This is a genomic window from Streptomyces sp. NRRL F-5630, from assembly GCF_000719475.1.
Classification (GTDB): Bacteria; Actinomycetota; Actinomycetes; order Streptomycetales; family Streptomycetaceae; genus Streptomyces.
In genome coordinates, this window is sequence record NZ_JOGO01000055.1 from 1 (window position 1) to 12,424 (window position 12,424).

A 12,424-nucleotide genomic window follows, 5' to 3' on the forward strand; every position below is an offset into this window, starting at 1 on the left:
ACCCCCGACGCCCCCTCCGCACCCCCCTTCCTCCTCACCACCGCCGCGGCCCTCCACGCCCTCCCGCGCCCCGCCGGGCGCCGCGCCCTCGTCATGACGATGGGCGCGCTCCACGAAGGCCACGCGAGCCTGATCCGCGAGGCCCGCGCGCTCGCCGGGCCCGAGGGCCAGGTCGTCGTCACCGTCTTCGTCAACCCGCTGCAATTCGGCGCGGGCGAGGACCTCGACCGCTACCCGCGCACCCTCGAAGCCGACCTCGACATCGCGGGCTCCGCGGGCGCCGACCACGTCCTCGCCCCCTCCGTCGACGAGGTCTACCCCGGCGGCGCGCCCGAGGTGCGGATCAGCGCGGGCCCCATGGGCGAGCGCCTCGAAGGGGCGAGCCGTCCGGGCCACTTCGACGGGATGCTGACCGTCGTCGGCAAGATGTTCCACCTCGTACGCCCCGACGTCGCCCTCTTCGGACAGAAGGACGCCCAGCAGCTCGCGCTCGTCCGCCGCATGGTGCGCGACCTCGCCTTCGGCATCGAGATCGTCGCCGTGCCCACCGCGCGCGAGAGCGACGGACTCGCCCGCTCCAGCCGCAACCGCTACCTCTCCGAGGACGAACGCCGCAGCGCGCTCGCGCTCTCGCGAGCGCTGTACGCGGGCCAGGACGCCGCCGCGCGCGGCGAGGACCCCGCCTCCGTACGCGCCGCCGCGCGCCGGGTACTCGACGAGGCCGCGCACGGCGCGCCGCCCGTCGTCCTCGACTACCTCGCGCTCGTCGACCCCGCCGACTTCACAGAGATCACCGGCGCGTTCCCCGCGGAAGCGGTCCTCGCCGTCGCGGCCCGCGTCGGCACGACCCGCCTCATCGACAACCTCCCGCTGGCCTCCGCCCCCGGGCCCGCACCCTCTCCCGCCTCCGGAGCCAGACCATGAGCAGCGAACAGCCCCCGATACCTCCCGAGACCCTGCGCCTCCCCGCTCCCGCCCCCGGCTGGCACCGCGAGGCCGATGTCGTCGTGGTCGGCTCCGGCGTCGCCGGGCTCACCGTCGCGCTGCGCTGCCAGGCGGCCGGGCTGCGTACCGTCGTCGTCACCAAGGCGCGCCTGGACGACGGCTCGACGCGCTGGGCGCAGGGCGGGATCGCCGCCGCGCTCGGCGAGGGCGACACGCCCGAGCAGCACTTCGACGACACGCTCGTCGCCGGGGTGGGGCTGTGCGACGCCGACGCCGTGCGCCTCCTGGTCACCGAGGGGCCGGACGCCGTGCGTCGCCTCATCGGCACGGGCGCGCGCTTCGACACCGAGGACACCGAGGAGGGCGGTACGGAGATCGCCCTCACCCGTGAGGGGGGACACCACCGCCGCCGCATCGTCCACGCGGGCGGCGACGCGACCGGAGCCGAGGTCTCGCGCGCGCTCGTCGAAGCGGTACGCGCCCAGGCCATCCCGGCCATCGAGAACGCCCTCGCCCTCGACCTCCTCAAGGACGCCGGGGGCCGCACGGCGGGCATCACGCTGCACGTCATGGGCGAGGGCCAGCACGACGGCGTCGGCGCCGTCCTCGCCCCCGCCGTCGTCCTCGCGACGGGCGGCATGGGACAGGTCTTCGCCGCCACGACGAACCCGCCGGTCTCGACCGGCGACGGCGTCGCCCTCGCGCTGCGCGCGGGCGCCGAGGTCAGCGACCTGGAGTTCGTCCAGTTCCACCCCACCGTCCTCTTTCTCGGCCCCGGCGCCGAGGGCCAGCAGCCGCTGGTCTCGGAGGCGGTGCGCGGCGAGGGCGCCCACCTCGTCGACGCGGACGGCGTCCGCTTCATGACCGGGCAGCACGAACTCGGCGAACTCGCCCCCCGCGACGTCGTCGCCAAGGCCATCACCCGGCGGATGCGCGAGCAGGGCACGACGCACATGTTCCTCGACGCCAGGCACTTCGGCGCTGACATGTGGGAGAACCGTTTCCCCACGATTCTCGCCGCCTGCCGCGCCCACGGCATCGACCCCGTCACCGCGCCCATCCCCGTCTCGCCCGCCGCGCACTACGCCTCGGGCGGCGTGCGCACCGACACCGCGGGGCGTACGACCGTGCCGGGGCTCTACGCCTGCGGGGAGGTCGCCTGCACCGGCGTCCACGGCGCCAACCGGCTCGCGTCCAACTCGCTCCTCGAAGGGCTCGTCTACGCGGAACGCATCGCCGCGCACCTCATCGCGGGCCACGCCACGGCGGCGGAACGTTCCGGCGCCGCGGACGACGGACGGCAGACCCTCCGCGAGCCGGTTCGCGAGCCGGCCAGTGAACCGGTCGGCGCCCCGGTCCGCGCCGAAGTCCTGCAAGCCGCGGAGGACCGTTTCGCCGTGCAGCGCGCGATGAGCGAGGGCGCGGGCGTGCTCCGCTCGGCCGCCTCGCTCCGCGGCGCCGCCGAAGCGCTCGACGCCCTGCGCGCCCGCGCCACCGACGCCAAGCCCGCCGAACCCGGCGTCGACACCTGGCAGGCCACCAACCTCCTCACCGTCGCCCGCGTCCTCACCGAGGCCGCGCTCGCGCGCGAGGAGACCCGCGGCTGCCACTGGCGCGAGGACCACCCCGAGCGCGACGAGCCCGCGGGCGCACGGCATATCGTCGTCACCCTGGACGCCTCGACGCACACCCCGCGCCTGCGCCCCACGAGCGGCACCACCTTCCCGCCGACCCGCCCGCACGACTGACCTCACCCACTCGTACGGGTGAGACGTCCGCCCGACCCGGGCGCCCCGCCCGCCCGTACCCGGTCCCGCGTTCCGTACGACTGTCGTACGTACCGGTCCGTACGCCCGCACGAGCAGCCGCCTGTCCGTGCGAGCGCGTACTGTCCGTACGCACGCACGTACCCGTACCGCCCGACGCGCCACGCCCGGCGCTCCGGGCGGTCACACTCGTACGTACCGCACGACGCGCACCCCGGCCACCACCCGAGGCCACGCGCACCACCCGCGGGCGCGACCACGCCGCCCGCGGGACTCGTACCACCCGTACCGCACCAGGAGCCCCGACCGTGAGCACCAGCCCCGAGCAGCCCGAGCCGACCGAGCCCACCCCCGCAGCCGTGCTGCCGCTGCTGCCCGCGGACGACGCGGGCGCGAGCGGCGGCTGCGGCGCGGGCTGCGCCTGCGGCGGCCACGACGCCGAGGACCACGAGGACGACGAGGACGTCTGCGGCCTCGATCCCGCGCTCGCCGCGCTCCTCGCCGCCGGCGGCCTGGACCCCGTCCACGTCGAGGACGTCGCGTACCTGACCCTGGCCGAGGACCTGGACGGCGGCGAGGACGTCACCTCGCTCGCGACCGTCCCCGCCGACGCCGTCGCGACCGCCGACTTCACCGCGCGCGAGAACGGCGTCGTCGCCGGCCTGCACATCGCCGAGGCCGTCATCTCGCTCGTCGCGACGGAGGAGTTCGAGGTCGAGCGGCACGTCGCCGACGGCGACGCGGTGCACGCCGGGCAGAAGCTGCTCAGCGTCACGACCCGCACCCGCGACCTGCTCACCGCCGAGCGCAGCGCCCTCAACCTGCTCAACCGGCTCTCCGGCATCGCGACGGCGACCCGCGCCTGGGCCGACGCGCTCACCGGGACGAAGGCCCGCGTCCGAGACACCCGCAAGACCACGCCCGGCCTGCGCGCCCTGGAGAAGTACGCCGTGCGCTGCGGCGGCGGCGTCAACCACCGCATGTCCCTCTCGGACGCCGCGCTCGTCAAGGACAACCACGTCGTGGCCGCTGGAGGCGTCGCCGCCGCCTTCGAGGCGGTGCGGAAGATGTTCCCCGGGCTGACCGTCGAGGTCGAGGTCGACACGATCCACCAGCTCCGCGAGGTCCTCGACGCCGGCGCCGACCTCGTCCTGCTCGACAACTTCACCCCCGCCGAGACCGAGGAGGCCGTCGCCCTCACCGCCGGGCGCGCTCTGCTCGAATCCTCGGGCCGCCTCACCCTCGACAACGCCCGCGCCTACGCCGGGACCGGTGTCGACTACCTCGCCGTGGGCGCGCTCACGCACTCCGCGCCGATCCTCGACATCGGCCTCGACCTGCGCGAGCCGGCCAACGGCTGACCCCGCCCCCTTGCCCCCGCCTCCCCCCTCAGGACACTCGCGATGCTGCTGACCATCGACGTCGGGAACACCCACACCGTGCTCGGTCTCTTCGACGGTGAGGAGATCGTCGAGCACTGGCGGATCTCCACGGACCCCCGCCGCACCGCCGACGAACTGGCGGTCCTCCTCCAGGGCCTCATGGGCACCCACCCGCTGCTCGGCATGGAACTCGGCGAGGGCATCGACGGCATCGCGATCTGCTCCACGGTGCCCGCCGTGCTCCACGAACTGCGCGAGGTCAGCCGCAGGTACTACGGGGACGTCCCCGCGATCCTCGTGGAGCCCGGCGTGAAGACGGGCGTGCCGATCCTCATGGACAACCCCAAGGAGGTCGGCACGGACCGCATCATCAACGCCGTCGCCGCGCAGCACCTCTACGGAGGCCCCGCGATCGTCGTCGACTTCGGCACGGCGACGACCTTCGACGCGGTCTCCGCGCGCGGCGAGTACACCGGCGGCGTGATCGCCCCCGGCATCGAGATCTCGGTGGAGGCGCTCGGCCTGCGCGGCGCCCAGCTCCGCAAGATCGAGCTGGCCAGGCCGCGCAGCGTCATCGGCAAGAGCACCGTCGAGGCGATGCAGTCCGGCATCCTCTACGGCTTCGCCGGCCAGGTCGACGGCGTCGTCCAGCGCATGGCCCGCGAACTCGCCCCCGACCCCGCCGACGTCACCGTCATCGCCACGGGCGGCCTCGCCCCGATGGTCCTCGGCGAGGCCGCGGTCATCGACCACCACGAGCCCTGGCTGACGCTGATCGGGCTGCGGCTCGTGTACGAGAGGAACGCCGGGCGGCGGTGAGATGAGGGGGTACGGGGCGGATCGCGGGGCGTAGGGGTACGGCGAGCGGGGGACGCCGGGACGGGGCGCGGCGTCAGCTCCTCCGGCCGCGCGCGCATGGCGCCTCCGCTGGTGCGCGGCGCACGCCCCCCGCTGGCGCGTGGCGCCTCTGACCGTGGGCGGCGTCCCCCCGCCCGCGAGACGCCACCGCCCCAATAACCACATTTTCGCCCGTTATGTGCGTATCGTCCTTCCATGCCCACGCCATACGGATCTTCCCGGGGCGGCATGGTCTTCGGCGCGGACGAAGTGCGCGTCGTGCGCCGTGCCCTCGCCCTCGCCCTGCTGCCAGGACCCGCCCGTGCGGACGATGTCCGCGACTGCCTCCGCCTCTCGCAGGCGGTCGACGCCGCCGTGGACGAGGCCGCGCGGCTGCGGGCCTTCCTCGTGGCCGACCTCGCGCGCTACCGCGCCGCCCTCCCCGGCAGCCTCGCCGGATTCCTCCCGCTCCTGGCCGAGGCGCTCGACGCCGGGTACCAGCCGGGCCCCGACGACCTCGCGGCCCTGCGCGCCCTGCGCCACGAACCCGCCGCCGCGCGCCTCCTCGTGCGCTGCCAGGCCCTCGCCGAGCAGGCGGTACGGGCCCGCCTCGCGGGCCGCGCCCTCGCCCCCGGCCCGCGTACCCCGCTGCGCGCCCTTCCCGGGGGCCGCGCGGCCGACGAGCCCGCGAAGCCGGCCCCCGCCAAGCCCGCCCCCGCGAAACCGGCGACCCCCGCCCGCAAGCCCGACCAGCCCGCCCGCCGCCCCGGCGCCGTCCCCACCCCCGCCGAGGTCTTCCCGCCCAAGCGCCGCCCTTCTCCTCCCGGCTCCCGGTACGCCTTCCTGGACCCGGACCTGAATGCGGACACCGCGGACACACCACCCCAGAAGCTCGCGGCCGGTTGAGCCGGTCTACTCTGAGCCCATGGACTACGTCTCCGCACTCGTGCCGCCCGTGGTGATGGCCGTCTTCTTCATCGGTCTCGTCAGGGTCATCGTCAAGACCCAGGGCGGCGCGGCCAAGAACAAGGAGGACGCCGCCGTCGACGCGGCGTTCGCCCGCGCCGAGAGCGGCCCCCGTACGGAGCACGGCGCCGCGCGCGACTGACGCCCCGCGCCTCGCGCGGCCGCCGTCACGAGGGGTGCGTGTCCCCGGACCCGTTGACGGGTTCCCGCCGGGACACGCACCCCTTTTGCCGTGTGGCGGCGGGAATTGCCGTGAATCGACGAGATGGTGACGCTTTGTGCACGTAGAGTGCACGCGTGGTCCGTCCTTTGGGAGAACTGGAAGACGCGGTGATGACCCGCGTATGGAAGTGGAACCGTCCGGTCACGGTCCGCGAAGTCCTGGAAGACCTGAAGCTGGAGCGTTCCATCGCTTATACGACCGTCATGACGGTCATGGACAACCTCCACCAGAAAGGCTGGGTCCGCCGCGAGTCGGAGGGCCGCGCCTACCGCTACGAGGCCGTCTCCACGCGCGACGCCTATGCGGCCTCCCTCATGAACGAGGACTGGGGCCGCAGCGACAACCGCGCCGCGGCGCTCGTCGCCTTCTTCCGCATGATGAGCGCCGACCAGCAGGAGGCGCTGCGCGACGCGGTGCGGATGGTGCAGGGACCTGAAGGGACAGCGCAGCGCCCTGCCGCGGAGGCCGCGCCCACCGGTGAGTCCGCGCCTTCCGCCGCGCCCGCGCCGCCCGCCCAGCCCCAGCCCGCCGACGGGTCCCAGCCTGCCGACGGGTCCCAGCCCGCCGGGTCTCCCGCCGAGCCCGAGCCCAAGTCCTCCGCCGAGCCCGAGCCCTCCGCAGAGCCGGACCCCTCCGCAGAGCCGGACCCCTCCGTCGAGTCCGAGCCCGACTCCCAGCCCCCCGCCGAGCCCGAGCCCCCCTTTCCCTCGGCACCCGGGACCGTGGGCGGTGACGGCGAGCGGTAGCGTCGCGATCATGTCCAGCGAAGCCGTACCGCCCGTCCCAGGCCCCCACCCCGCGCCCGCCGTCTCGGTGCGCCGCGCCCGTACCGCCGACGTGGCGGCCGTGCGCGCGCTGCTCGACCCCTACACGCGGCGCGGCATCCTGCTCGACAAAGCGACCGTGACCCTTTACGAGGACATCCAGGAGTTCTGGGTCGCGGAACGCGACGACAACGCGGAGGTCGTCGGCTGCGGGGCGCTGCACATCATGTGGGAGGACCTCGCCGAAGTCCGTACGCTCGCCGTCGACCCCGCGCTCAAGGGCGCGGGAGTGGGTCATCTCCTGCTGGAGAAGCTCCTCCACACCGCGCGCTGGATCGGGGTCCGGAGAGTTTTCTGCCTCACCTTCGAAGTGAACTTCTTCGCCAAGCACGGCTTCGTCGAGATCGGCGAGACCCCCGTCGACACCGAGGTCTACAGCGAACTGCTGCGTTCCCCGGACGAGGGCGTCGCCGAGTTCCTCGACCTCGAACGAGTGAAACCCAACACCTTGGGCAACTACCGGATGCTGCTGCATCTCTGAACGCGCCGGGTCTTCCCGCCATCCTCATCCGCTGGACGTCCCGTTCTCCGCGTGCCGCGCATCCCGCGTTTTCCGTACGAACAGTGCGCGCGCGGGGACGCGGCGCAGTCGCCGCGCCCTCTGACGTGCGAGGAAGGGGGACGCCGCTGCTCGTACCCTCGCCCTTCGCGCGGGTCCTGGCGGGCACGCGATAGACGCGGCTTTGCCTGCGCCTCGGGCTTGTCTATCGGTACGCCTATCACTCCGCCTATGGCCGCGCGTATGCCCACCCCTATGCCCGGAGCTATGCCCCGCCGTAAGCCCAGCCCTATGCCCGCACGTATGCCAAAGGGAGGCGCTGGCCAAAGCTTGTCCCGCCTTCCGGCCCCTTGCCGTCCCTTCGGCGTCCGTTCCCCGGGGTCTTCCCCTCCTCTTCCCGTGCTGTTTGGGGACGGCAATCCCGGCCCATTCCGCGGCCCCGGACCTGCTGTGGCCTATGTCCGAAACGCGCATGTTTCCCGTGCGTCGGCTCTGCGCAGTCTCTCCTCAGCATCTCCGAGGGGTTTGTGTTTTCCCGGAAAAAGCGGTTTGCTTTCCGGCGTACTGCATTTAGGGATGAAAGGAAATCCAGTGGCCCAGAAGGTTCAGGTCCTTCTCGTCGACGATCTCGACGGCGGCGAGGCCGATGAGACGGTGACGTTCGCGCTCGACGGCAAGAGCTACGAAATCGACCTCACCACGGCGAACGCGGACAAGCTCCGCGGCCTGCTTGAGGACTACATCAAGAGTGGCCGCCGCACCGGCGGGCGCGGCGGCGCCCGTGCGAAGGCGCGCTCCTCCGCAGGCAGCAGCGAGGAGACCGCGGCGATCCGCGCCTGGGCCAAGGAGCAGGGCCTGGACGTCAACGACCGCGGCCGTGTGTCCCGCGCCGTCCGCCAGGCGTACGAGGACGCGCACCGCTGAGCCCCTCGCGTGCGGTACGGGAGAGGGCGCGGCCCGCGCGGTACGGGAGAGGGCGCGGCCCGCGCTGTACGGGGGCTCGCGGGCCCGACGTACGCGCCCGGCGGCGCCCCCGTACGCGTCGGCGCGCCGCCGGGACGTGAGCCGGGCCTCCGGCGGTCGTCCCTGAGCGCCCCGCCGCGCACGCCTTTCGGTCCTCCCTCTCCGCCCCGCCGGATACGCGCCCCTTTTCCCGTGCTTCGCGGGAACTACGCGGACCTCCCCGTAGTTACGGGGAGTGCGTGCGTGCGGACAGGGCGTGCGCGTGGTGGTGCGGTGACGGGAGCCGGGGGCGCGCAAGGGTGTTCGCCCGTAGCGGAGGGGGTGGGGTCGTGCCGCATGGACTGTCCCTGCTCGGGGGTAAGACATTCCTCGTAGGGAGGGGCGACGCGGCGGCCCCGGGCCCCGGCGTTCGCCATCGGCGTAGCGATGGAGCGGGTATCGGCTTGGCCCGGGGGAACATCGTCTCGCACCATCAGTGTTAGTGAGTTCGTTCAGCAGTTCAGGAAGGACGCTGGTCCCCGCGGAGGCGGGGATGGACCCGAGCGGTCCCCGCTTGCGGGACTAAGCTGCGGAAGGACAGAGAGGGGACCGACCCCTTTACTGCCTGACCGCTCTGAGGAGCGATTAACGATGTTCGAGAGGTTCACCGACCGCGCGCGGCGGGTTGTCGTCCTGGCTCAGGAAGAAGCCCGGATGCTCAACCACAACTACATCGGCACCGAGCACATCCTTCTGGGGCTGATCCACGAGGGTGAGGGTGTCGCCGCTAAGGCCCTGGAGAGCCTCGGGATCTCTCTGGAGGCGGTCCGCCAGCAGGTGGAGGAGATCATCGGCCAGGGCCAGCAGGCCCCGTCCGGGCACATCCCCTTCACCCCCCGGGCGAAGAAGGTCCTGGAGCTCTCGCTCCGCGAGGCCCTCCAGCTCGGCCACAACTACATCGGCACGGAGCACATCCTGCTCGGCCTGATCCGCGAGGGCGAGGGCGTCGCCGCCCAGGTCCTCGTGAAGCTCGGCGCCGACCTGAACCGGGTGCGTCAGCAGGTCATCCAGCTTCTCTCCGGCTACCAGACCGGCAAGGAGACGGCGACGGCCGGCGGCCCCGCCGAGGGCACGCCCTCGACCTCGCTGGTCCTCGACCAGTTCGGCCGCAACCTGACGCAGGCCGCCCGCGAATCCAAGCTCGACCCGGTCATCGGGCGCGAGAAGGAGATCGAGCGGGTCATGCAGGTGCTCTCGCGCCGCACCAAGAACAACCCGGTCCTCATCGGCGAGCCCGGCGTCGGCAAGACCGCCGTCGTCGAGGGCCTCGCGCAGGCCATCGTCAAGGGCGAGGTGCCCGAGACCCTCAAGGACAAGCACCTCTACACCCTGGACCTCGGCGCCCTGGTCGCCGGCTCCCGGTACCGCGGTGACTTCGAGGAGCGCCTGAAGAAGGTCCTCAAGGAGATCCGCACCCGTGGCGACATCATCCTGTTCATCGACGAGCTGCACACGCTCGTCGGCGCGGGTGCCGCCGAGGGCGCGATCGACGCCGCCTCGATCCTCAAGCCGATGCTCGCCCGCGGCGAGCTCCAGACGATCGGCGCGACGACCCTGGAGGAGTACCGCAAGTACCTGGAGAAGGACGCGGCCCTCGAACGCCGCTTCCAGCCGATCCAGGTCGCCGAGCCCTCCCTCGCGCACACCATCGAGATCCTCAAGGGCCTCCGCGACCGCTACGAGGCGCACCACCGGGTCTCCATCACCGACTCCGCGCTCGTCGCCGCCGCGACCCTCGCCGACCGGTACATCTCCGACCGCTTCCTTCCCGACAAGGCGATCGACCTCATCGACGAGGCCGGCTCCCGGATGCGCATCCGCCGCATGACCGCGCCGCCGGACCTCCGCGAGTTCGACGAGAAGATCGCCGGTGTCCGCCGGGACAAGGAGTCCGCGATCGACTCGCAGGACTTCGAGAAGGCGGCCTCGCTCCGCGACAAGGAGAAGCAGCTCCTCGCCGCGAAGGCGAAGCGGGAGAAGGAGTGGAAGGCCGGCGACATGGACGTCGTCGCCGAGGTCGACGAGGAGCTGATCGCCGAGGTCCTGGCCACGGCCACGGGCATCCCGGTCTTCAAGCTCACCGAGGAGGAGTCCTCGCGCCTGCTGCGCATGGAGGACGAGCTCCACAAGCGCGTCATCGGCCAGGAGGACGCCGTCAAGGCGCTCTCGCAGGCGATCCGCCGCACGCGTGCCGGGCTCAAGGACCCGAAGCGCCCCGGTGGCTCGTTCATCTTCGCCGGCCCCTCGGGCGTCGGTAAGACGGAGCTGGCCAAGACGCTCGCCGAGTTCCTCTTCGGGGACGAGGACGCGCTGATCTCCCTCGACATGTCGGAGTTCAGCGAGAAGCACACCGTCTCGCGTCTCTTCGGCTCGCCTCCCGGCTACGTCGGGTACGAGGAGGGCGGCCAGCTCACCGAGAAGGTGCGCCGCAAGCCGTTCTCCGTCGTCCTCTTCGACGAGGTCGAGAAGGCACACCCGGACATCTTCAACTCGCTGCTCCAGATCCTGGAGGACGGTCGCCTGACCGACTCCCAGGGCCGTGTCGTGGACTTCAAGAACACGGTGATCATCATGACCACCAACCTGGGGACCCGCGACATCTCCAAGGGCTTCAACCTGGGCTTCGCCGTCCAGGGCGACACGAAGACCGGCTACGAGCGCATGAAGGCCAAGGTCAACGAGGAGCTGAAGCAGCACTTCCGCCCCGAGTTCCTCAACCGTGTCGACGACACGGTGGTCTTCCCGCAGCTCACCGAGAAGGACATCACCCGCATCGTCGACCTGATGATCACCAAGGTCGACGAGCGGCTGAAGGACCGCGACATGGGCATCGAGCTCAGCCAGCCGGCCCGCAAGCTCCTCGGCAAGCGCGGTTACGACCCCGTGCTCGGTGCCCGTCCGCTGCGTCGCACGATCCAGCGCGAGATCGAGGACGTGCTCTCGGAGAAGATCCTCTTCGGCGAGCTGCGCCCCGGTCACATCGTGGTGGTCGACACGGAGGGTGAGGGCGAGAACGAGAACTTCACCTTCCGCGGCGAGGAGAAGTCCACGCTCCCCGACGCACCCCCGGTCGAGTCCGCCACCGGTGGCGGCCCCAACCTGACCAAGGAGAGCTGAGCCCCCACAGGGAGCCCGGCCCCCAGCGCGAAGGCCCCGCCTTTTCCCGTACGGGAGGAGGCGGGGCCTTCGCGCTGTGTCGTGCGCGGTGCCGCTGAGACGCGTGTCGTGCGCTGTCGCCTGTGCGGCTGGGCGTGCCGACCCGGGTGGACGACGGTGCGGGCGCTGGGGCGCGCCGCCCGGCGTGGGCCCCGGCGCCGCTCTTGTCTGTGGCCCCCGCCGCCTTCGCTCAGCCAAGGTGGCGTGCCTCCCGGGAGGTCTCCGCGCGGGCCCCGCCGCCGTCGTGCTCCTCACGGAGGAGGTGGCCTCGGGGAGTGCGGGTGACGGCCTCGTACGGGCCGGGGGCCGGTGATCGGGAGACGTACGGAGAGGCGGGCCGCCGCTCCGTCGTCCAGCCGCCCAGCCATCGACAGCGCTTCAGCGGCGATGGCGGCGCGGGAGGCGGGGCGGCAGGCCGCCTCGTAGCCCGTAGTGCGGACAGAGAGCCGCCCGAGGTGCCCAACGCCCTCGTCACAGGGGGCGAGTGGGCCGTACACGTCGGTGAGCGGGGCGTACGGCCCGGCGGTTCGCCCCCGTCCAGACGCCGCAGACCAGCGCGCCACGCGAGGCCGCCTCCCGCATCGGCCAGTGCACACCGTGCACCCGCCACACGGCGAGGAAGCGCGCCATGCACCCGCCGCCCCCCGGCGAGGACGTCCGCGCGAGGACCTGTCCCCGCAGGGCCGCCGCGCCTGGTCCCGCCCGAAGACCGAGAGCGCACCCGGCTCTCGGCCGAGGCGCCCGACGGCCGTACGCAAGGCGCCCGCGTACGCCACGGCCCCGCCGCTCGCGGTCGGGCACGAAGCAGCCCCCGGGCGGGTGCT

At 72.7% G+C, this 12,424-nt stretch carries 10 protein-coding genes; all 10 read left to right on the forward strand.

Going from position 1 to position 12,424, the window contains the following annotated elements:
* Positions 1–924 (forward strand): pantoate--beta-alanine ligase (panC, locus tag IF99_RS0122470; protein ID WP_051703626.1); only part of this gene is annotated, 924 nt, incomplete at its 5' end.
* Positions 921–2,693 (forward strand): L-aspartate oxidase, encoded by a 1,773-nt coding sequence (locus IF99_RS0122475; protein ID WP_051703627.1) that lies wholly within the window; start codon positions 921–923, stop codon positions 2,691–2,693. The genes panC and IF99_RS0122475, both read left to right, overlap by 4 nt.
* 326 nt (positions 2,694–3,019) lie before the next feature.
* Positions 3,020–4,072 carry a carboxylating nicotinate-nucleotide diphosphorylase gene (gene nadC / locus IF99_RS0122480; protein WP_030998610.1) on the forward strand — a complete coding sequence of 351 codons (1,053 nt, stop codon included), beginning with the start codon at positions 3,020–3,022 and terminating at the stop codon, positions 4,070–4,072.
* A gap of 42 nt (positions 4,073–4,114) precedes the next feature.
* Complete coding sequence (locus IF99_RS0122485) at positions 4,115–4,912, forward strand: type III pantothenate kinase (RefSeq protein WP_030998612.1); 798 nt, start codon at positions 4,115–4,117, stop codon at positions 4,910–4,912.
* 267 nt (positions 4,913–5,179) lie between these two features.
* Positions 5,180–5,836, forward strand: a complete 657-nt coding sequence (locus IF99_RS0122490) for a hypothetical protein (RefSeq protein WP_030998614.1) — start codon at positions 5,180–5,182, stop codon at positions 5,834–5,836.
* Between the two features lie 19 nt (positions 5,837–5,855).
* Positions 5,856–6,038 carry a hypothetical protein gene (locus IF99_RS0122495; protein ID WP_030998616.1) on the forward strand — a complete coding sequence of 61 codons (183 nt, stop codon included), beginning with the start codon at positions 5,856–5,858 and terminating at the stop codon, positions 6,036–6,038.
* A 155-nt stretch (positions 6,039–6,193) separates the two neighbouring features.
* Positions 6,194–6,865, forward strand: a complete 672-nt coding sequence (locus IF99_RS0122500; RefSeq protein WP_267882254.1) for a BlaI/MecI/CopY family transcriptional regulator — start codon at positions 6,194–6,196, stop codon at positions 6,863–6,865.
* A 10-nt stretch (positions 6,866–6,875) separates the two neighbouring features.
* On the forward strand, positions 6,876–7,424 hold the full coding sequence (locus tag IF99_RS0122505; RefSeq protein WP_030998618.1) for an amino-acid N-acetyltransferase: 549 nt from the start codon (positions 6,876–6,878) through the stop codon (positions 7,422–7,424).
* A gap of 609 nt (positions 7,425–8,033) precedes the next feature.
* A complete protein-coding gene (locus tag IF99_RS0122510; RefSeq protein WP_030998620.1) occupies positions 8,034–8,366 on the forward strand; it encodes a histone-like nucleoid-structuring protein Lsr2 in 333 nt (110 codons plus the stop codon).
* 669 nt (positions 8,367–9,035) lie between these two features.
* Positions 9,036–11,561 carry an ATP-dependent Clp protease ATP-binding subunit gene (locus IF99_RS0122515; RefSeq protein WP_030998621.1) on the forward strand — a complete coding sequence of 842 codons (2,526 nt, stop codon included), beginning with the start codon at positions 9,036–9,038 and terminating at the stop codon, positions 11,559–11,561.
* Positions 11,562–12,424 lie beyond the last annotated feature (863 nt).